The organism is Pseudomonas sp. PP3 (genome assembly GCF_905336995.1).
Lineage (GTDB): Bacteria > Pseudomonadota > Gammaproteobacteria > Pseudomonadales > Pseudomonadaceae > Aquipseudomonas > Aquipseudomonas reinekei.
In genome coordinates this window covers 301,970-322,567 of sequence record NZ_HG995459.1, presented here as the reverse complement: position 1 = coordinate 322,567, position 20,598 = coordinate 301,970, and the positions used below count along the sequence as shown (strand labels likewise).

Genomic DNA, 20,598 nt, shown 5'->3' with positions numbered 1-20,598 from the left:
GATTGCCTTTAGACCGCCATCGGCGCGGTCATGGGTGCGTGGTGCTCGTAGCCTTCCAGCGAGAAGTCGCCCGGCTCTACCAACTCCAGCCACTCCGGCTGATACACACCGGTCTTGGCAAACTCCGGCACACGATCACTGATCACCAGTTTCGGCATCGGGAACGGCTCGCGCTTGAGCTGTTCGTTGAGCATGTCCAGGTGGTTCTCGTAGACGTGGGCATCACCGATGAAATAGGTGAACCAGCGCGGCGTGTAGCCGGTCAGGCGACCGATCAGGCTCAGCAGCGCGGCGCCTTCGGTGAGGTTGAACGGCGTGCCCAGGCCCAGGTCGTTGGAGCGGATGTAGAGCGTCAGGGAAATCTCCCTGGTCTCGACATTCGGGTGGAACTGGTACAGCAAGTGACACGGCGGCAGGGCCATTTCATCAAGCTGGGCAACGTTCCAGCCGTGGAACAGAATGCGGCGGCTGCCCGGGTCCTTGATGATGGTGTCGACGCATTGGCGAACCTGGTCGATGGCTTTGTACAGCACCACGTAGGCCTGGCCGTCTTCTTCACCCTCAGCGATCTGGCGGTAACCCTGGCTCAGGGTCTGCTCGATGGCGGCCGGATTGCTCAGCGGAATCTGCTTGTACGCCGGCCACTTGCGCCATTGCACGCCGTAGATTTCACCGAGGTCGTCTGCGCCCTGGCGGAACGGGTTGGCCAGCCACTGGGCGTTTTCGTTGGCGTTCTGGTCCCAGACCTTGCAGCCCAAGGCACGGAATTCGGCGGCGTTGTTCACGCCACGCAGGAAACCGCACATCTCGCCAATGGCCGATTTGAACGCCATTTTGCGGGTGGTGATCGCCGGAAAACCTTCCTGCAAGTCGTAACGCAGCATCGCGCCGGGAAAACTGATGGTGTTCACGCCGGTGCGGTTGGCCTGCTTGGTGCCGTTCTTGATGACGTGGGCGACCAGTTCGAGATATTGCTTCATGAATTACCTGTGTCCTTGAACCCGCAGCCGTCGCTGCGGGATTCGAATTTTATACCGCTGCCGCTGGAGTCGCCGGGGCGCGGTGATACGCCAGCCAGATCAGGAACAGCCCGCCGAGGATCATCGGTACGCACAGCACCTGGCCCATGGTCAGCCAGTTCCAGGCCAAGTAGCCGAGTTGCGCGTCCGGTACGCGGACGAACTCGACGATGAAACGGAAGATGCCGTAGAACAGCGCGAACATGCCCGATACCGCCATGGTTGGTCGCGGCTTGCGCGAGAACAGCCAGAGGATCAGGAACAGCGCCACGCCTTCGAGGGCGAACTGATACAGCTGCGACGGATGACGCGCCAGTTGCGCCGGGTCGGTCGGGAAGACCATCGCCCACGGCACGTCGGTCGCCTTGCCCCACAATTCGGCGTTGATGAAGTTGCCGATGCGCCCCGCACCCAGGCCGATCGGCACCATCGGTGCAACAAAGTCCATCAGCTGGAAGAACGACTTGTTGTTCTTCTTACCGAACCACAAGGCCGCCAGCATCACGCCGATGAAGCCGCCGTGGAACGACATGCCGCCCTTCCACACCTCAAAGATCAACAGCGGGTTGGCGATATAGGCACTCAGATCGTAGAACAACACGTAGCCCAGGCGCCCGCCAACAATCACCCCCATCGACATCCAGAACACCATGTCGGAGAGTTTCTCCTTGGTCCAGGTCGGGTCGAAGCGGTTCAACCGGCGGGAGGCCAGCAGCCAGGCGCCGCCGATGCCGATCAGGTACATCAGACCGTACCAGTGGATTTTCAGCGGACCGATGGCCAGGGCCACCGGGTCGATCTGCGGGTAAGGCAGCATTGCGACTCCTCATGAGTTCAAATCAATTCCCGGGCGACGCTGCCACCTCAGGATTAAGCCAGGATTGTGCCGTGCGTCAGAGCAGGAAACTCAGGCCAACGCAGAACAGCAAAGCGGCAAACAGTCTTTTCAGCAACTTCGGCGACAATCGGTGGGCCAGCTTCGCGCCGAGACGGGCAAAAACCATGCTGGTCAGGGCAATGCCCAGCAGCGCCGGTAAATAAATAAAACCGAGACTATGGGCCGGTAACAGCGGATCGTGCCAGCCCAGAATCATGAAACTTAATGCACTTGCCAAAGCGATCGGCAGGCCGCAGGCCGATGACGTGGCGACGGCTTGCTGCATTGGCACGCTGCGCCAGGTCAAAAACGGCACGGTCAACGAACCGCCGCCAATTCCGAAAATCGCCGAAGCCCAGCCAATCACACTGCCAGCCACGGTCAGACCGAATTTACCCGGCACCGTTCGGCTGGCCTTGGGTTTGACGTCCAGCGCCAGTTGCACGGCGATCACCAGAGCAAACACACCGATGATTTTTTGCAGGTTCGGCCCGGAGATCGCTTCGGCGGTCAGCGCGCCAAAACCGGCGCCGATCAGGATACCGACGGTCATCCAGACGAAGATCGGCCAGCGCACGGCGCCGCGACGGTGATGTTCACGCACCGCATTCACCGAGGTGAAAATGATCGTCGCCAGCGATGTACCCACGGCGAGGTGGGTGAGGATCGACGCATCGAAACCCTGCAAGGTAAAGCTGAACACCAGCACCGGCACAATGATGATGCCGCCGCCGACGCCGAACAACCCGGCCAGCACCCCGGCACAAGCGCCGAGCGCCAGATAGAGCAGAAATTCCATGTCGCTTCGCCACCCAACCCCAAAACCGGAGCGGCATGGTAACGGATGCATGGCATCGGGCTCCACTGGATGGCGATGGATACCCGCACCTCGACTGCGTACAGTGGGCAAAAAAACACACAAGGATCACCTTATGTGCCTGATTGTTTTTTCCTGGGAACCGGACCGTGCCCAGCCGCTGATTGTGGCGGCCAACCGCGACGAATTCTACGCCCGCCCCAGCCTGCCGCTGGCGCAATGGCCTGAAGCACCCCATGTCTACGCCGGTCGCGACCTGGAGGCCGGCGGCACGTGGCTCGGTGTTGGCGTCAACGGCCGCTTTGCTGCGCTGACCAATATTCGAGATCCGCATCAGCCGCCGGGGCGCAAGTCCCGGGGCGAATTGGTGGCGCGCTTTCTCACCGGCGATTTGTCGATTGACGACTATTTAACCGACGTTGTCGCCCGTTCGCCGGAATATGGCGGGTTTAACCTGCTGGTCGGCAACAAAAATGAGCTTTGGCATTTCAATGCCCGGGAAACGGAAGCGGTGCTGCTGCCACCTGGGCTGTATGGGCTGTCGAACGCCGGGCTGGATACGCCGTGGCCGAAATTGCTCCGGGCCAAGGCAGCGTTGAGCGAGGTGCTGGATGACCCACAGCCTCAGGCGCTGCTGGCATTATTGAGTGATGCGCAGACCGCGCCGTTTGCCGAATTGCCGGATACCGGGGTGGGGTTGGCCACCGAGACGTTGTTATCGAGTGTGTTCATTGCCAGCCAGAGTTACGGGACGCGGGCGAGTACGGCGTTGATTGTCCAGGCGGATGGGACGCGGCATTTGGTCGAAAGGAGTTTCGGGCCGTATGGCGGGCATCTTGGGGAAGTTGAGATCAGGATTTGATTTTTTGCTGACTGGACTGCCCTCATCGCTGGCAAGCCAGCGCCCACAAACCAGGGGTCGTTCACAAACCTGTGAACCGACCCAAACCCTGCAGGAGCTGGCTTGCCAGCGATGGGGCTCTCAGCGTTTCAGACGGCTTTGACTGCCGCCGGATTGATCATCCGCGCCAACCCGAGGTTCTTCAGCGCCAATTGCAGCGAGCTGTGGATAACTTGCGGGTTGTCGATGGTCATCAATTCAGCGAGCAATTCCTTGGCCTTGCTCAGGTTGATCTGACGCAGCATCCACTTCACCTTCGGCAGGTTGGTGGCGTTCATCGACAAGCTGTCGAAACCCATCGCCATCAACAGCACTGCCGCCGCCGGATCACCAGCCATCTCGCCACAGATACTCACTGGCTTGCCTTCGGCATGGGCGTCGCGCACCACATTCTGCAAGGCTTGCAGCACCGCCGGGTGCAAGTAGTCGTAGAGATCGGCGACCCGCGGGTTGTTGCGGTCCACGGCCAGCAGATATTGGGTCAGGTCGTTGGAGCCGACCGACAGGAAGTCCACCTGCCGCGCCAGTTCCTTGGTCTGGTACACCGCCGCCGGAATTTCGATCATCACGCCAATCGGCGGCATCGGCACATCGGTGCCTTCGTCGCGCACTTCACCCCAGGCCCGGTGGATCAGGTGCAGGGCTTCTTCGAGTTCGTGCGTGCCGGAGATCATCGGCAGCAGAATCCGCAGGTTGTTCAAGCCTTCACTGGCCTTGAGCATGGCGCGGGTCTGCACCAGGAAGATTTCCGGGTGGTCGAGGGTGACGCGAATCCCGCGCCAGCCGAGGAACGGGTTGTCTTCCTTGATCGGGAAGTACGACAGCGCCTTGTCGCCGCCAATGTCCAGGCTGCGCATGGTCACCGGTTGCGGGTGGAACGCGGCCAACTGCTCGCGGTAGATCGCCAGTTGTTCTTTTTCGCTCGGGAATCGCTGGTTGATCATGAACGGCACTTCGGTGCGGTACAGACCAACGCCTTCGGCACCGCGCTTCTGCGCGCGTGCCACGTCCGCCAGCAGGCCGGTGTTGACCCACAGCGGCATGCGGTGGCCATCGACCGTGATACACGGCAGATCACGCAGCGCATCGAGGCCCAGGGCCAGTTGTTTCTCTTCTTCCACCACTTCGGCGAACTGCTTGCGCAGCACGTCGCTGGGGTTGGTGTAGACCTCGCCGCGGTGACCGTCGACGATCATGCCGATGCCGTCGACCTTGGAATACGGCAGGTCGACCAGGCCCATCACCGTCGGAATGCCCATGGCCCGGGCAAGGATCGCGACGTGGGAGTTACCCGAACCCAGTACCGATACCAGACCCACCAACTTGTCTTCCGGCACCTCGCCGAGCATGGCCGGCGTCAGTTCCTCGCTGACCAGAATGGTGTTGTCGGGGTAGACCAGGGTTTGCTGGCGCTCTTCCTGCAAGTAGGCGAGCAACCGGCGACCGAGGTCTTTGACGTCCGACGCACGCTCACGCAGGTAGGCATCGTCCATCAGTTCGAAACGGTTGACGTGATCGGTGACCACCTGACGCAATGCGCCCTGCGCCCACTGGCCGGTCTTGATCACGGTGGTGACTTCGTTGCCCAGCGCGGCATCGTCGAGCATCATCAGGTAGACGTCGAACAACGCCCGCTCTTCCGGGCGCAACTGAGTGGCGAGCTTGGCCGACAACGTACGCATGTCGGCGCGCACGCCTTCGATGGCGGTTTTGAACAGCCCGAGTTCAGCGTCGATATCGGTGATGGTCTTGTCGGGGACCACGTCCAGATCGGCCGGTGGCAGCATGACCACCGCCGTACCGACCGCCGCCCCCGGAGAACCCGGGACGCCGACGAACTTGGCTTCCTGGATGCCTTTGCCCTGACGACCCAGGCCACGGATCGAACCGGTCGCCTCGGCGTGGGCGATAACGCCGGCGAGCTGCGCGCTCATGGTCACGAGGAAGGCTTCTTCACCTTCGTCGAACTGGCGACGTTCTTTTTGCTGGATGACCAACACGCCGACGACGCGGCGGTGGTGAATGATCGGCGCCCCGAGGAACGAGGCGTAACGCTCTTCACCGGTCTCGGCGAAGTAGCGGTAGCGCGGGTGATCCGCGGCGTTTTCGAGGTTCAGGGGTTCTTCACGCGTGCCGACCAGGCCGACCAGACCTTCATTGGGCGCCATGCTGACTTTGCCGATCGAGCGCTTGTTCAAGCCCTCGGTGGCCATCAGCACGAAACGGTTGGTCTCTGGATCAAGCAGGTAGACCGAGCAGACCTGGCTGCCCATGGCCTCTTTGACGCGCAACACAATAATCCCCAACGCCGCCTTGAGATCCTTGGCGGAGTTAACTTCCTGGACGATCTTGCGCAGCGTATTGAGCATGGCTCGGGGTCGAACTCCGTCGTCAGTCGCGCGATAAAAGGCGCGGGGCAAGCTCTTTGAGAGCGCGTCGATACACCTCGCGCTTGAATGTCACCACCTGGCCCAACGGATACCAATAGCTGACCCAGCGCCAGCCATCGAACTCCGGTTTACCGGTCAAATCCATCCGCACCCGCTGCTCATTGGAGATCAGGCGCAGGAGAAACCATTTCTGTTTCTGGCCGATGCACAGCGGTTGGCTGTGCGTGCGGACCAGACGCTGCGGCAAACGATAGCGCAACCAGCCCCGGGTGCAGGCGAGTATTTCAACATCTTCGCGCTCCAGGCCCACTTCTTCGTTCAGCTCGCGGTACAAGGCGTCTTCCGGCGTCTCCTGGGGGTTGATCCCGCCTTGAGGAAACTGCCAGGCATCTTGATTGATTCGGCGAGCCCATAGCACCTGGCCGGCATCATTCGTGAGAATGATCCCGACATTAGGACGGAAACCATCGGGGTCGATCACGGCAACAACCTCGCAAACGCATGTCGCCGCATTGTTCCACAAAGGTTGTGAAGGCAGCAACGCGCCGGCCTACCTTATGTGCACTCTTGTGAAAAGTACGTATTCTGGAGGCCTTTCTACAGACTTTTCAGCGAGTAACTGCAATGCGGCTGGCTTTATTCGACTTGGACAACACGCTTCTGGGCGGCGACAGCGACCACGCTTGGGGCGATTACCTGTGTGAGCGAGGCTTCCTCGATCCCATCGCCTACAAGACTCGAAACGACGAGTTTTATCAGGACTACCTGGCAGGCAAGCTGGACAACGCCGCTTACCTGAACTTCTGCCTGGAGGTCCTCGGCCGCACCGAAATGGCGACGCTGGATCTCTGGCACAGCGATTACATGCGCGATTGCATCGAGCCGATCATGCTGCCCAAGGCCATCGAGCTGCTGGCCAGGCACCGTGAAGCTGGCGACAAGCTGGTGATCATCACCGCCACCAACCGCTTCGTCACCGGGCCGATTGCCGAGCGCCTGGGCGTCGAAACCCTGATCGCCACCGAGTGCGAAATGCAGGACGGCCGTTATACCGGGCGCAGCACCGACGTGCCGTGCTTCCGCGAAGGCAAGGTGACACGCCTGAATCGCTGGCTGGAGGAGACCGGGCACACGCTGGAAGACAGCTATTTCTATAGCGACTCGATGAATGACTTGGCGTTGCTGGAGGAGGTGGCGAACCCGGTGGCCGTCGATCCGGACCCGAATCTGCGGGCCGAAGCCGAGAAGCGTGGGTGGCCGGTGATTAGCCTGCGCGACTGATTACGCCATCGCCAGCAAGCCGGCTCCTACAGGTTTTCAAGCGTCCACAAATTATGTGTTCACTGAAGATCCTGCAGGAGCTGGCTTGCCAGCGATTGGGGCGACTCGGTCTTAATCCCTAGACAGGCTTGGCACCCATCAACCCGGCAATCGCGATAAAGCAGACAAAACTGAACAACGCCAAGGCAAAGGTAAATTTGCCCACGCCGCCCGGCGCCTTGCGCAACTTGTTCAGCCGCACCAGCAGCCAGAACCACGCCAGTGCCGCCACGGTGTACAGCACGCTCGACGCCAGCAGCCAGGTCTGCCCCAGCGGCCAGCCCACCAGGTGCACCATCCACCAACCGGTGAACGGCATACTCAGCAACGCAATGCCCATCAGCAGCCAAACGAACACCCTTGGCCGCTGCAGCGTGCGTGCCCCGGCAGTCGCATCGCCAGTGCGCCGCGTTTGCCAGAACCATATGCCCAGGCCCAGCGCACAACCCAACAATATTGCCGTCGCCGCGGTGTGCGCCATTTTCAGGGCTGCTAACGTTTCCATGGTTCGATTTCCTTATGCCTTGGCCATCAGCGTAGCCGCTCAGCCAAGAAACAGCTGATAGGCCGGGTTGTCGCTTTCATCCCAGTACGGGTAACCGATTTCTTCCAGCGCTGCCGGCACCAGGTGACGTTCGTCGTGAGGCACTTGCAGGCCTGCGACTACCCGACCGTCCGCCGCGCCATGGTTGCGGTAGTGGAACATCGAAATGTTCCAGCGTCCGCCGAGCTTATTAAGGAAGTTGAACAACGCCCCCGGACGTTCCGGGAATTCGAAACGCAGGATCACTTCGTCAACCACATGCGCCGCGCGGCCACCGACCATGTGACGGATGTGCAACTTCGCCAGTTCGTTGTCGGTCAGGTCGACCACCGGGAAGCCCTGCTCGCTCAGGCTGGCGATCAGCGCACTGCGTGGGTCGGTTTCCGGGTGCGTCTGCACGCCAACAAAGATGTGCGCTTCGCTTCCGGTGTTGTAGCGATAGTTGAATTCAGTGATCTGGCGCTTGCCAACGGCTTCGCAGAACGCCTTGAAACTGCCCGGTTTCTCGGGAATGGTCACCGCGATGATCGCTTCACGGCCTTCGCCCAACTCGGCGCGTTCGGCGACATGACGCAGGCGGTCGAAGTTGACGTTCGCGCCGGAGTCGATGGCCACGAAGGTCTGCCCGGTTACACCGCGCTGCTCGACGTACTTCTTGATCCCCGCAACGCCCAACGCGCCGGCAGGCTCGGTGATCGAGCGGGTATCGTCGTAGATATCCTTGATCGCCGCGCAGATTTCGTCGGTGCTGACGGTGATGACTTCATCGACGTAGTCTTTGCAGATCTCGAAGGTGTGCTGGCCGATCTGCGCCACTGCAACGCCGTCGGCGAAGATGCCCACCGTCGGCAGCACCACGCGCTCGCCCGCCGCCATGGCCGCTTGCAGGCAGTTGGAGTCGTCCGGCTCGACGCCGATGATCTTGATGTCCGGGCGCAGATACTTCACGTACGCCGCGATGCCGGCGATCAGGCCGCCACCGCCGACCGGGACGAAAATCGCATCCAGCGGCTGCGGGTGCTGGCGCAAAATCTCCATGGCCACCGTGCCCTGCCCGGCAATGGTGTGGGGATCGTCGTAGGGGTGAATGTAGACGTAGCCTTTTTCGTCGACCAGTTTCAGCGAGTAGGCCAGGGCTTCGGGGAACGAATCCCCATGCAGCACCACTTTGCCACCGCGCGAACGGACGCCTTCGACCTTGATCTCGGGGGTGGTCTTGGGCATGACGATGGTCGCTTTCACACCCAACACCTTGGCCGCCAGGGCCAGGCCTTGCGCATGGTTGCCGGCCGAAGCCGTGACCACGCCGCGAGCACGCTCTTCATCGCTCAGCTGGGTCAGCTTGTTATAGGCGCCGCGAATCTTGAACGAGAACACCGGCTGCAAGTCTTCACGCTTGAGCCAGATATCGTTGCCCAACCGCTCAGAGAGCTGGCGGGCAGACTGCAATGGGGTTTCAACGGCGACGTCATAAACGCGCGAGGTGAGGATCTTTTTGACGTACTGTTCAAGCATCGGAAAGCATCACTGAGCGAGTTGGGCAGGACCAAGGAGTCTAACCCGGCTTTTGGGCACACGACCACACGAATGCAGAGGTTTTAGCCCTGTGGCGAGGGAGCTTGCTCCCGCTCGACTGCGCAGCAGTCGTGAAATCTGCGCCCGCGTTTTATCTGAAAGATTGCAAGGGACCGCTTCGCGCTCCAGCGGGAGCATGCTCCCTCGCCACAGGAGAGTTTCCCCCTCCACCACCGCGAAGCCTATAATGCCGGCCTTTCGTTCCCCCCTCTTCGGCACCTCGGAGCCCGCATGACCCAGGATCAACTCAAACAGGCAGTGGCTCAGGCCGCCGTCGACTTCATCCTTCCGAAACTCGACGACAAGAGCATCGTCGGTGTCGGCACCGGCTCCACCGCCAACTGTTTCATCGACGCCCTGGCCCAACACAAGGGTGCTTTCGATGGCGCGGTAGCCAGCTCCGAAGCCACCGCCGCGCGCCTCAAGGGCCACGGGATTCCGGTGTACGAACTGAACACCGTCAGCGACCTGGAGTTCTACGTCGACGGCGCCGATGAAAGCGACGAGCATCTGAACCTGATCAAGGGCGGCGGCGCAGCCCTGACCCGCGAGAAGATTGTCGCGGCCGTGGCCAAGACCTTCATCTGCATCGCTGACGCCAGCAAGCTGGTGCCTGTCCTCGGCGCATTCCCGCTGCCGGTCGAAGTAATCCCGATGGCCCGCAGCCACGTGGCGCGCCAACTGGTGAAACTGGGCGGCGATCCGGTCTACCGCGAAGGCGTACTGACCGACAACGGCAACATCATCCTCGACGTGTACAACCTGCAGATCACCCATCCGGTGGAGCTGGAGACGCAAATCAATGCAATCGTCGGCGTGGTGACCAATGGTTTGTTCGCGGCGCGTCCTGCGGACTTGCTGTTGCTGGGGACCAGCGAAGGTGTGAAGACCCTGCGCGCTCAGTAAGAACACGCACAACCCTTGTAGGAGCTGGCTTGCCAGCGATGACCGCGTAACAGTCAACGAAGATGTTGAATGTTATGGCCCCATCGCTGGCAAGCCAGCTCCTACAGGGTCGTGATTCTGACTTAGGGCTGCGCTGGTTTTTTGAAGACGTAAAACAGGTTCGGCTCACTCACCAGGTACATCGTACCGTCGTCGTCCATGGCGATGCCTTCCGCTTGCGGCACAGTCTTTTGCAGCCCCTGGCGCCCCTTGCTCAGCGACATGGTGCTCAACGGTCGACCGTCCACATCCAGTTCCAGAATCAACCGTGACTCGTCGGACAGCGCCATCAAGTGGCCGCTGCGCTCGTCGTATTGCAGGCTCGACAGATCACGCACGAACATCCCGGCATCGCGCTTGGGGTTGTTGATGACGTGTACCGCGTAGGATTTTTCCGGATTGAAGTGGGGAAACCCGTGCACCTCATAGATCAGCATCGGGTCGCGCTCCTTGGCAACGAACAGACGCTTGCCCACCGAATCGTAAGCCAGGCCCTCAAACCCCTTGTTGCCGCTCATGTGCACACCCAGGGTCATCTGTTCCGCATCTGCCGAGTCAAGGAAGGTGGTGTCAGGCTCCAGCCGGATCTTGATCAGACGCTGCTCTCGCTCGTCGGTGATCACGTAAGTGTCGGCACTGATGTACTCAACGGCTTCCGGATCGCCAAAGCCGATCAGCGCAATGCGGCGCAAGATCTTGCCGTCGAGGGACAGCTCAATCAGCTCCGAGTTTTTATTGGTGACGGTGAACAGGCTTTTGCGCACCGGATCGTAGGTCAACGCAGAGACGTCATCATCGAGCCCCTCGATGACCTGCGCTTCCAGGACCACCCGGTACTGATCAAGCGCAATGGACTGCGTACTCAATGGCTGCCACAGCGCGTGCAGGTTGAACCAGGTACGTTCGAACAGACGCAGGTATTGGCCGACCGCAATCAACACGATCAACGCAATCACCGACAGCATGAGAATCAGGGGTTTGGGACGGGCAAATCGACGCATTGGAGGCGGGCTCGGAATTAGATCAGGCGGATGAAATATCACGGCTGTCTGAATTAAAGCTTAATGGCCACTTGCCCGTTCCTACAATTGCCTCTCTAAATTCCTACATAAAATTTTCAACGCTGTTTTTCGAAACGGTAAAACAGGTTCGGCTCGCTCACGAAGTACAGGTTGCCGGCCTCGTCCATGGTCACGCCTTCGGCACGGGGGATGGTCTTTTTCAGGCCATTGAAACCGCGCAACAGCGTCATGAAACTGACCTGCTCGCCTTTTTCGTCAAGTTCGAGCAAAAGGTGCGAGTCAGCAGACAACACCAGGGTGTGGCCGGTCCGCGGGTCGATGGCGAGGGCTGACAGATTGCGGATGTCCAGTTCTTCACTGGCCAGTGCCTGCTTGTCGCCGATCAGTTTCTGACCGTCACTTTTCCAGGTAAACAGTGCCGGCGGGCGCTCTACACCGAGCAACAGCTGCTGATTGCGCGAATCCCAGGTGACGGCTTCAAAGGCTTTGTTCTGATCCTTCGACGGCCCGAGGTCGTACTTCGGGAAATCGGCGATGTTCAGCTCGCGGGTATTGGCATCGACCTTGACGATCGTAATCACATGATCGCGCTCATCGACGATGGCCAGGTGGCCGTTGCCCATCACCGTCACGCCCTCAGGATTGCTCCAGCCCACCAGCGGAATTTTGCGCAGCACATCACCCTGCAAGGTCAACTCGGCCAGAAACGGGTTTTTGCCCATCACCGAAAACAGGGTTTTGGTCTGTGGGTCGTAAGCCAGGTCCGAAGCCTCGTCCTTCTCCATGCCCACTAGCGGCTTGGCATCGATGACCACCTGATAGTCCGGCAGCCAGACGCTCTCTTGGCGCTCGACCGGGCTTTCAAAACGCTCTTGCAGCCAAAGCACCCCACGGTCGTCCCAATGCATGGCAAACGCGAGGCCATAAGCGGCGGCGATCACCAGCAAAAGCCAGGTATACCAACGCAAGGCAAAGCGCGAGCGGCGAGCGGTTTTCAGCGTGGGTAGCGGTTGGGTGGCCATCGAGGGAATGCATCCAGAAATTCAGGCTATGGGTAATAGCACAATTGGGATCGGCTCAGACGCCGAAAACCCTGGAATTATCCAGACAAGATGTGAAAAAAACGGGAAATGGCGGGATAGCCCCATGCGGGCGTAAAAAAACCCTGTAGGAGCTGGCTTGCCAGCGATAGCGGTGTAACAGTCAACATGGATGTTGGATGTCAGGGCCTCATCGCTGGCAAGCCTGCTCCTACAGGGTTTGCCGCTGGATTAACGAACGCTGCTGGTGAAGCGGCTGGCGCCCGGCAGTTCCAGAACGATTTCGTCACCGACATTCAGCGGACCAACGCCCACTGGCGTGCCGGTGAGGATCACGTCCCCGGCCTGCAACGAGAAGCAGCCGGCCATGTGCTGGATCATCGGCACGATCGGGTTGAGCATCGCGCTGCTGTTACCGTCCTGGCGCACTTCGCCGTTGATGGTCAGGCGGATGCCGATGTCGGTCAGGTCAGCAAACGTGCTGCCGGACACGAACGGGGCGATCACCGCCGCGCCGTCGAAGGACTTGGCGATTTCCCACGGCAGGCCCTTGGATTTCAGCTCGGCCTGCTTGTCGCGCAGCGTCAGGTCCAGAGCCGGGGCGAAGCCGGAGATGGCATCGAGCACTTCTTCGACACTCGGTTTGGTCGACAAGGGTTTGCCGATCAACACCGCGATTTCCGCTTCGTAATGCACCGAACCGCGTTCGGTCGGAATGCTGAAACCGCCTTCCAGCGGCACCACACAACTGCCTGGCTTGATGAACAGCAGCGGCTCGGTCGGTACCGGGTTGTCCAGTTCCTTGGCGTGTTCGGCGTAGTTACGGCCGATGCACACCACTTTCCCCAGCGGGAAGTGAATGCGCGTACCGTCGACATACTGGTGCTGATAGCTCATTACCGACTCCTGCTTCGTTGGCTCTTAAAGTTCGAAAATCAAACAGCGAAAATTTTGCCCGGGTTCATGATGCCGTTCGGGTCGAACACCGCCTTGACCGCTTTCATGTACTCGATCTCAACCGGGGAACGGCTGTAGGTCAAGTAATCCCGCTTGGTCATGCCCACGCCGTGTTCGGCGGAAATCGAACCGTTGTACTTCTCGACGGTTTCGAACACCCACTTGTTAACGGTCGCGCATTTGGCGAAGAACTCGTCCTTGCTCAGGTTATCCGGCTTGAGGATGTTCAAGTGCAGGTTGCCGTCGCCGATGTGGCCAAACCAGACGATTTCGAAGTCCGGATAGTGTTCGCCAACGATCGCGTCGATTTCTTTCAGGAACGCCGGGACTTTCGACACGGTGACCGAAATGTCGTTTTTGTACGGTGTCCAGTGGGAAATGGTTTCGGAGATGTATTCGCGCAGCTTCCACAGGTTTTGCAGCTGGGTTTCGCTCTGGCTCATCACGCCATCCAGCACCCAGCCCTGCTCGACGCAGTGCTCGAAGGTTTCCAGGGCGTGGTTGGCCACTTCTTCGGTGGTCGCTTCGAACTCCAGCAGCGCGTAGAACGGGCAATCGGATTCGAACGGCGCCGGTACGTCGCCGCGGCCCATGACTTTGGCCAGGGCTTTGTCGGAGAAAAATTCGAAAGCCGTCAGGTCGAGCTTGCTCTGGAACGCGTGCAGCACCGGCATGATCGAGTCGAAATCGGCGGTGCCGAGAACCATGGCGGTGAGGTTTTTCGGTGCACGATCCAGGCGCATGGTCGCTTCAACAACAAAACCGAGGGTGCCTTCGGCGCCGATGAACAGCTGACGCATGTCGTAGCCGGTGGCGTTCTTGATCAAATCGCGGTTCAGCTCAAGCACATCGCCCTTGCCAGTCACGACTTTCATGCCGGCGACCCAGTTACGGGTCATGCCGTAGCGAATCACCTTGATCCCGCCGGCATTGGTGCCGATATTGCCGCCAATCTGGCTCGAACCGGACGAGGCGAAGTCCACCGGGTAGTACAGGCCTTTTTCTTCAGCGACGTTTTGCAATTGCTTGGTGACCACGCCCGGCTGACAAACAGCGGTGCGGTCGGTGAGGTTCACGTCAAGAATCTGGTTCATGTAGTCGAACGACACGACCACTTCGCCATTGGCTGCCACGGCAGCGGCCGACAAACCGGTACGACCGCCGGAAGGCACCAGCGCCACTTTGTGTTTGTTGGCCCACAGGACGATGGCCTGCACCTGCTCGGTGGTCTTGGGAAACACGATGGCAGTCGGGGCCGGGGCGAAATGCTTGGTCCAATCCTTACCGTAAGCATTCAGGGAGTCGGCATCGGTCAGCACCTTGCCAGGCTCAACCAGGGTCTTCAGCTCATCAATCAGGGCAGGATTGGTCATCGACAGAACTCTCGAACAATTCATGGTCATCCTGAGAACGCTTCACGTCGCAGGAATGAGTGTTTAGCGGGGTGCATATGCTAGCATACCGACCCCGCAGCATAGTGCCCAACGGCTGTTCTGCGGCGACGGCATTCTTGTCGTCCGGGTCAGCGTCTGCTGGCTACTTCCTGCCATTTTTCTCCGGGATACAGGTTTACGCAGATGAGCAAGACTTCTCTCGATAAGAGCAAGATCAAGTTCCTTCTTCTCGAAGGCGTCCACCAATCGGCTGTCGACGTCCTCAAGGCGGCGGGCTACACCAGCATTGAGTACCTCACAGGTTCTCTGCCGGAAGCCCAGCTCAAGGAAAAGATCGCTGATGCTCACTTCATCGGCATTCGCTCCCGCACGCAGTTGACCGAAGAGATCTTCGATCACGCGAAGAAGCTCGTGGCGGTCGGGTGTTTCTGCATCGGCACCAACCAGGTCGACCTCGACGCGGCTCGCGAGCGCGGCATCGCCGTGTTCAACGCCCCGTACTCCAACACCCGCTCCGTAGCCGAGCTGGTGCTGGCCGAAGCGATCCTGTTGCTGCGCGGCATCCCTGAGAAGAACGCTTCCTGCCACCGTGGCGGCTGGATCAAGAGCGCGGCCAACTCCTTCGAGATCCGTGGCAAGAAGCTGGGCATCGTCGGCTACGGCTCGATCGGTACTCAACTGTCGGTCCTGGCGGAAGGCTTGGGCATGCAGGTGTACTTCTACGACACCATCACCAAGCTGCCTTTGGGTAACGCCACCCAGGTGGGCAACCTGCACGAGCTGCTGGCGATGTCCGACATCGTTTCGCTGCACGTACCGGAAACCGCCGCCACCCAGTGGATGATGGGCGAGAAGGAAATCCGCGCTATCAAGAAAGGCGGCATCCTGATCAACGCCGCCCGCGGCACCGTGGTCGAGCTGGACCACCTGGCTGCCGCCATCAAGGACAAGCACCTGATCGGCGCGGCCATCGACGTATTCCCGGTGGAGCCACGCTCCAACGACGAAGAGTTCGAAAGCCCGCTGCGTGGCCTGGACAACGTGATCCTGACCCCGCACATCGGTGGTTCCACTGCTGAAGCCCAGGCCAACATCGGTCTGGAAGTGGCAGAAAAACTGGTCAAGTACAGCGACAACGGTACTTCGGTGTCGTCCGTGAACTTCCCGGAAGTGGCCCTGCCGGCTCACCCTGGCAAGCACCGCCTGCTGCACATCCACGAGAACATTCCGGGCGTGCTCAGCGAGATCAACAAGGTCTTCGCCGAAAACGGCATCAACATCTCCGGTCAGTTCCTGCAGACCAACGAGAAGGTCGGCTACGTGGTCATCGACGTCGACGCCGAGTACTCGGACCTGGCGCAAGAGAAGCTGCAACACGTCAACGGCACCATCCGTAGCCGCGTGTTGTTCTAAGAGCGACTCAAGCGAAAAAAAAGGGAGCCCCTGGGGGCTCCCTTTTTTTATTTGACGTTGACGGTGATTTTCTCGGAGACAATCGGCGGATCGAATGGCATGTGGCCGCTGTCGCCCAGTATCAATTGCAACGTGTGCTCGCCCGGCGTCAGTGTCACTTCAGCCTGGGTCTGTGCTTTGCCAAAATGCACATGGTTGGCATCGGTCGGAATCGGCTGGTTGGCGACCGGCAGCTTGTCGACGTCGATCAGCAGATGGTGGTGGCCAGTGTTCTTGGTCACATCACCGGCAGGTGCCAGCGCAATATTCTTGACCGCGAACTTGACGACGAACGTCTTAGGGACCGTGGCGCCGTCCGCAGGAGAAACAATGGACACTTCAGCGCCCTTGGGCGCCGGTGTAGCCGCACTGGCCAGTACCGAAACGCCCATCAGCAGGCCAGCAAAAGCAGCACGCAACATAAAGGTTTTCATTCTCTTCTCCAGTTTTTCCGTAAAATCCGCGTGACCATGACAACTTCATGGTCAATCGTTGTCGAAGGCACTCGACAACCATAGCAAAGCGAGCCTGAATCAAGGGGCCGCCATAAAAAATTCAAAGGAGTGACCATGCGCTTTCTGCCTGGCCTGATCTGCCTGCTACCCCTTTTGAGTCCACTGGCTCATGCCGAACTGATTGACGACGTGAACGACCGCGGCGAATTACGCATCGCCGTTGAAGCTAATACCCCTCCCTTCAATTTCAAGGAAGGCGACAAACTCACGGGATTCGAAGTCGAGTTGGGTCAAATGCTCGCCCAGGAACTGGATGTGCGGGCCGACTTTGTCGTCACCGACGCCAGCGATCTGCTCAATGGCGTGGAAAGCGGCAAATACGACGTCGCCATCAATCACATTACACAGACCCCGGCGCTGACGGATCGTTTCGACTTCAGCGCGCCTTACATCAAGACCAATGCGCAAGTGATCGCGCAAAAAGATGAGCCGCAATCCATTCTGCTGGTGCAGTCGCTGACGGCAGAAAAGCCCAAGGCCAACCCGGCCGTTGACCTGGCGATTCCGTTTCAGAAGGGTAATCCGGCGTTTCATGCCAGCCTGGAAAATGCGCTGCAACGGATCAAGACCGATGGTCGAATGGAAAAGCTGGTGGAGAAATGGTTTGGCGCGGAGTCGGGGGCGATGCCCAAACCTTGAAACCGCCACGACTAATCGTAGGAGCCGGCTTGCTGGCGATAGCGGTGCAATATTCAACATTTATATTGATTGTCACACCGCACATCGCCAGCAAGCCGGCTCCTGCAGAGTGATGCGAAGGATGCTAGAGGTGCAGGGCGGCGACCGCTTCGGCCAACTCATGCTCACTGAACACCAACACGCCATGACGCTTGAGCAACGCCGCCGTCACGCCTTCGCCACTGACTTTCACACCACTGAACGTGCCGTCATAGGTCAGCAGATTGCCGCATGACGGGCTGTTGGCCTTGAGCACTGCTATGCGGATGCCGTGTTTTTGTACCAGTTCCAGTGCCTGATAGGCCCCGGACAGGAACTGCGCGCTGACGTCTTGGCCATCGGTGGTGATCACCGCGGCATGCCCCTCGAGCACTTCACCGCCCTGCCCGCCCGGAATCTCCGCAGCCGCCCGTGGCGTCGGCAGCCCTCCAGCGACTTCCGGGCACAACGGCACCACCCGTCCCTCGTCGAGCCATTGTTGAAGCTGATCGAACGGGCCGCTGGCGCCGCCGTCGTAGCGAACGCGGTGCCCCAGCAGACAGCGGCTTACCAATATCTTCTGCATGATCAGAATGGCTCGTTGCCCCGACGCCGGAACCAGCCGGTCAACGACAGGCGTTCCCGGGTCGCCGGCAGGACTTCATGGGGGACTTCACCCGACAGGAACACCACAAGGCAGCCACCGACGGGGACTACATCGTATTGTGCGCTTTCGTCCAGGTACATGCGCAACTGGCCGCCATGCTCAGGCAACCACGCGTCATTGAGATAGACCACCGCCGATACCATGCGCCGATCGTCATCGCGAAACCGGTCGACGTGCCTCAGGTAAAACGCACCGGGCGGGTACAGTGCGAAATGGCTTTCGAAGTCTTCGAGCCCCAGAAACAGACCGCGATTCATCGCCTCGCGCAGGCTGTCCATCAACCCCAGATAACTGTCGCACGCCTCGGCCTGGCCGGGCTCGATCCATTGGATGTGATCGCCGCGAATGCCCTCGCGGACCTCCGATGTCAGCCCACGCCCTACCGCCGCCGGGGCCAGCTCACCCTCGGCTGCACGTTTACGGCACTCGGCCGCCAGTGCTCGGGTCAGATCCAGAGGCAGGAAAATATTCTGCTGCGACCAGCCATTAACAGCCAGGTCGTCGACGATACGTAACAGCAGCGGGTGATCAGAAGGTATTTGCATGGCGCGCATAGTATTCCTGCGCCTGAAAATCCGACAGAGCCACGCAGCGGGTTGATACGAATTCTCGACAAGTCCTGATGCCACACGGAGAATAGTCGCCTGCCGACAGGAGTCCCTATGCGCCGTTTGCTTTTCTCACTGCTGATGTTCTGCGTATTGCCCGCCTGGGCAGACGGCCACGACCAGTTGTACAAGGTCGCCGGCTGGCCAGAACAACGCGCGCATTTCAACGACGCCCTTTCGGCCGCGCAAAAACGCTACGAAAGCAGCCTGCCACCGGCGGTGTTCCAGGCACTGGTCAACAACAGCAATCAACGTTTCGCCCCCAACGCCGTGGACCAGCGTGCCGAAGCGCAGCTGCGAAAAAACCTCGCCGATCCGAAACCGGCCCTGGCGTTCTTTCAATCGCCGCTGGGCAAGAAAATCGTCGCCGCCGAATTACTCGCCACCCGCCGTGATCAGTTGGCAAAAAATGCCAAGGGTCTGCCGAAGATGCAGGCCAGCGACAGCCGCCTGTTGATCATCGGTCATCTGGCCCAGGCCCTGCCCGCCCGCGAGGCTGGCGCCGAGGTCAGCCTGGCGATTGCGGGCGTGGCCGCCGACAGCCTGAGCTCGATGATCCCCGGCCTGCTCGGTGCCGGTCAGGCGCAAGGCATGTTGAACGGGCAACGTCAGCGTTTGATGGAACAGATCGGCAGCGACCTGAACAACACGCTGCTGTATGTCTATCGCGACCTGTCGGATGAAGAGCTGGAAGAGTTCGCCACCTTTGCTGAATCGGCGGAGGGCAAGGCGTATTACCAGGCGGCGCTGGCGGCCATCAAGGCAGGGTTGGCGGTGGGGCAGAGTTCTTCGAATCTGGCTCAGTGAAATTGGGTGCCTGCAAGATCGCCATCGCGGGCAAGCCCGCCCCCACAGGTTTTCGGCCAGTTGCAGATTTGTAAGTTCACTCAGCCCATTGTGGGAGCGGGCTTGCCCGCGATGGGGCCGCAAGCGTCACTGGGGATTCCTGCCCTTGATCCGCTTGCTCAAAAACCCGAAATATTCCCCGCGCAATACCAGCGCCTCATTCGCCAGATGATGCCGCGCCTGCGGCAACATCAACACCTGAGGCCGATCGAACTTCGCACGCAACACCTCGAGGTTGTGCTGCCAATCCACCGTCATGTCTGCCTGCCCCTGCACAATCAATGGCCGACGGGGGCTGCCCGGCGCCGCTTCGATGCGTTTGATCCACTGCGCCAGCGCCCCGACCCAGGCTGTCGGCAGTCGTAGCGGTTGCAAAGGATCGGCCTGCAGGAACGTTAGAAAATCCGGATCGTTGGAGTTCTCGCTGAAGCGCCGCGCGATCGCTTTGACGAACGGCCTGAGCAGGTAGTAACTCAAATGCGACCAGCCCCAGGCCCGCGGCCGCACCAGCGGCGCCAGGAGAATCACCTGGCCCTGCGCCGGACTGCTCGCCCCGGCATTCAACACATGATCGATCACGATCGCCCCGCCGGTGCTCTGCCCACACAAGTGCCAGGGTTGCGGCAGGTCAAGGGATTGCGCTTCAGCAAACAGCCCTTGCAAGGTGTCCTGGTACTCGGCGAAATCCTTGATGCTCGCCCGCTCGCCACTGGACAGCCCATGGCCTGGCAGGTCGCAGGCAATCACCGCGAAACCCTGGTCCAGCGCCCAGTCAATGACATGTCGATAGAGCCCGGTGTGATCATAAAAACCGTGAAAGACAAACAAGGTCGCTTTCGCCCGCTCCGGCCACCAGACCTGGCTGACCACCTCATAGCCATCGACTTGAAAACGCCCCAGCCCGCTGCGCACGTTACGCGCGGAAAAATCCAGTCCGTAAAAACGCTGATACGCCTGCGCCTGCGCTGACAACGGCTGACCCTCGGCCAGTGGCCGCAGGCTGGCGCGTAGATCATTGGGGTCGAAGGTGGCGGGCATGAACGATTCCATTG

General features: G+C 60.0%; 21 protein-coding genes. 6 read left to right on the top strand and 15 right to left on the bottom strand.

What is annotated here, in order from left to right:
- Window positions 1-8: 8 nt before the first annotated feature.
- The 3 genes from KHO07_RS01455 to KHO07_RS01445 all read right to left on the bottom strand — a co-directional run bounded on the left by KHO07_RS01455 (window position 9) and on the right by KHO07_RS01445 (window position 2,695).
- The gene (locus KHO07_RS01455; protein WP_150734122.1) at window positions 9-980 is read right to left on the bottom strand and encodes a thymidylate synthase; all 972 of its coding nucleotides are present in this window, start codon (window positions 978-980) and stop codon (window positions 9-11) included.
- A gap of 49 nt (window positions 981-1,029) precedes the next feature.
- Window positions 1,030-1,836: a prolipoprotein diacylglyceryl transferase gene (lgt, locus tag KHO07_RS01450; RefSeq protein WP_150701796.1), complete on the bottom strand. Its 807-nt coding sequence runs from the start codon at window positions 1,834-1,836 to the stop codon at window positions 1,030-1,032.
- Window positions 1,837-1,912: 76 nt separating this feature from the next.
- Window positions 1,913-2,695: a sulfite exporter TauE/SafE family protein gene (locus tag KHO07_RS01445; protein ID WP_075946356.1), complete on the bottom strand. Its 783-nt coding sequence runs from the start codon at window positions 2,693-2,695 to the stop codon at window positions 1,913-1,915.
- Window positions 2,696-2,828: 133 nt separating this feature from the next.
- Between KHO07_RS01445 and KHO07_RS01440 the strand changes: the two genes are divergently transcribed.
- Window positions 2,829-3,575, top strand: coding sequence for an NRDE family protein (locus KHO07_RS01440; RefSeq protein ID WP_212626303.1), 747 nt, complete (start codon window positions 2,829-2,831; stop codon window positions 3,573-3,575).
- A 128-nt stretch (window positions 3,576-3,703) separates the two neighbouring features.
- Here the strand turns inward: KHO07_RS01440 and ptsP are convergent, their stop codons facing one another.
- Window positions 3,704-5,983, bottom strand: a complete 2,280-nt coding sequence (gene ptsP / locus KHO07_RS01435; protein ID WP_150734120.1) for a phosphoenolpyruvate--protein phosphotransferase — start codon at window positions 5,981-5,983, stop codon at window positions 3,704-3,706.
- 22 nt (window positions 5,984-6,005) lie between these two features.
- Window positions 6,006-6,485, bottom strand: a complete 480-nt coding sequence (locus KHO07_RS01430; protein WP_028623697.1) for an RNA pyrophosphohydrolase — start codon at window positions 6,483-6,485, stop codon at window positions 6,006-6,008.
- A gap of 143 nt (window positions 6,486-6,628) precedes the next feature.
- Here KHO07_RS01430 and KHO07_RS01425 point away from each other — a divergent pair, with 143 nt between their 5' ends.
- Complete coding sequence (locus tag KHO07_RS01425) at window positions 6,629-7,285, top strand: HAD family hydrolase (protein ID WP_150734119.1); 657 nt, start codon at window positions 6,629-6,631, stop codon at window positions 7,283-7,285.
- Window positions 7,286-7,403: 118 nt separating this feature from the next.
- Here the strand turns inward: KHO07_RS01425 and KHO07_RS01420 are convergent, their stop codons facing one another.
- Window positions 7,404-7,829 (bottom strand): DUF2269 domain-containing protein, encoded by a 426-nt coding sequence (locus KHO07_RS01420; protein WP_212626302.1) that lies wholly within the window; start codon window positions 7,827-7,829, stop codon window positions 7,404-7,406.
- Window positions 7,830-7,868: 39 nt separating this feature from the next.
- Complete coding sequence (gene ilvA, locus KHO07_RS01415) at window positions 7,869-9,383, bottom strand: threonine ammonia-lyase, biosynthetic (protein WP_212626301.1); 1,515 nt, start codon at window positions 9,381-9,383, stop codon at window positions 7,869-7,871.
- Window positions 9,384-9,674: 291 nt separating this feature from the next.
- On the opposite strand from ilvA, the gene rpiA reads away from it, so the two are divergent.
- Window positions 9,675-10,349, top strand: a complete 675-nt coding sequence (gene rpiA, locus KHO07_RS01410; RefSeq protein WP_075946362.1) for a ribose-5-phosphate isomerase RpiA — start codon at window positions 9,675-9,677, stop codon at window positions 10,347-10,349.
- A 122-nt stretch (window positions 10,350-10,471) separates the two neighbouring features.
- Here rpiA and KHO07_RS01405 read toward each other — a convergent pair whose 3' ends face one another.
- From KHO07_RS01405 to KHO07_RS01390, 4 genes are all read right to left on the bottom strand, one after another.
- A complete protein-coding gene (locus tag KHO07_RS01405) occupies window positions 10,472-11,389 on the bottom strand; it encodes an SdiA-regulated domain-containing protein (protein ID WP_212626300.1) in 918 nt (305 codons plus the stop codon).
- Between the two features lie 116 nt (window positions 11,390-11,505).
- Window positions 11,506-12,432 carry an SdiA-regulated domain-containing protein gene (locus KHO07_RS01400; protein ID WP_212626299.1) on the bottom strand — a complete coding sequence of 309 codons (927 nt, stop codon included), beginning with the start codon at window positions 12,430-12,432 and terminating at the stop codon, window positions 11,506-11,508.
- Window positions 12,433-12,681: 249 nt separating this feature from the next.
- Window positions 12,682-13,347 (bottom strand): fumarylacetoacetate hydrolase family protein, encoded by a 666-nt coding sequence (locus KHO07_RS01395; protein ID WP_110747904.1) that lies wholly within the window; start codon window positions 13,345-13,347, stop codon window positions 12,682-12,684.
- Between the two features lie 38 nt (window positions 13,348-13,385).
- The gene (locus tag KHO07_RS01390; RefSeq protein WP_150734114.1) at window positions 13,386-14,780 is read right to left on the bottom strand and encodes an FAD-binding oxidoreductase; all 1,395 of its coding nucleotides are present in this window, start codon (window positions 14,778-14,780) and stop codon (window positions 13,386-13,388) included.
- 204 nt (window positions 14,781-14,984) lie between these two features.
- On the opposite strand from KHO07_RS01390, the gene serA reads away from it, so the two are divergent.
- Window positions 14,985-16,214, top strand: a complete 1,230-nt coding sequence (gene serA, locus KHO07_RS01385) for a phosphoglycerate dehydrogenase (RefSeq protein WP_075946368.1) — start codon at window positions 14,985-14,987, stop codon at window positions 16,212-16,214.
- 47 nt (window positions 16,215-16,261) lie between these two features.
- Here serA and KHO07_RS01380 read toward each other — a convergent pair whose 3' ends face one another.
- On the bottom strand, window positions 16,262-16,687 hold the full coding sequence (locus KHO07_RS01380; protein WP_150734113.1) for a DUF4399 domain-containing protein: 426 nt from the start codon (window positions 16,685-16,687) through the stop codon (window positions 16,262-16,264).
- A gap of 135 nt (window positions 16,688-16,822) precedes the next feature.
- On the opposite strand from KHO07_RS01380, the gene KHO07_RS01375 reads away from it, so the two are divergent.
- Window positions 16,823-17,407 (top strand): transporter substrate-binding domain-containing protein, encoded by a 585-nt coding sequence (locus KHO07_RS01375; RefSeq protein WP_212626298.1) that lies wholly within the window; start codon window positions 16,823-16,825, stop codon window positions 17,405-17,407.
- Window positions 17,408-17,531: 124 nt separating this feature from the next.
- Here KHO07_RS01375 and KHO07_RS01370 read toward each other — a convergent pair whose 3' ends face one another.
- A complete protein-coding gene (locus tag KHO07_RS01370; protein ID WP_150734111.1) occupies window positions 17,532-18,011 on the bottom strand; it encodes a DUF523 domain-containing protein in 480 nt (159 codons plus the stop codon).
- Window positions 18,012-18,013: 2 nt separating this feature from the next.
- Entirely contained in the window at window positions 18,014-18,646 is a 633-nt protein-coding gene (locus tag KHO07_RS01365; protein WP_150734110.1) for a 2OG-Fe(II) oxygenase, read from the bottom strand.
- Window positions 18,647-18,754: 108 nt separating this feature from the next.
- Here KHO07_RS01365 and KHO07_RS01360 point away from each other — a divergent pair, with 108 nt between their 5' ends.
- Window positions 18,755-19,507 carry a DUF2059 domain-containing protein gene (locus KHO07_RS01360; RefSeq protein ID WP_150734109.1) on the top strand — a complete coding sequence of 251 codons (753 nt, stop codon included), beginning with the start codon at window positions 18,755-18,757 and terminating at the stop codon, window positions 19,505-19,507.
- 126 nt (window positions 19,508-19,633) lie between these two features.
- On the opposite strand, the gene KHO07_RS01355 is transcribed toward KHO07_RS01360, so the two are convergent.
- Entirely contained in the window at window positions 19,634-20,584 is a 951-nt protein-coding gene (locus tag KHO07_RS01355; protein ID WP_212626297.1) for an alpha/beta hydrolase, read from the bottom strand.
- Window positions 20,585-20,598: the final 14 nt, after the last annotated feature.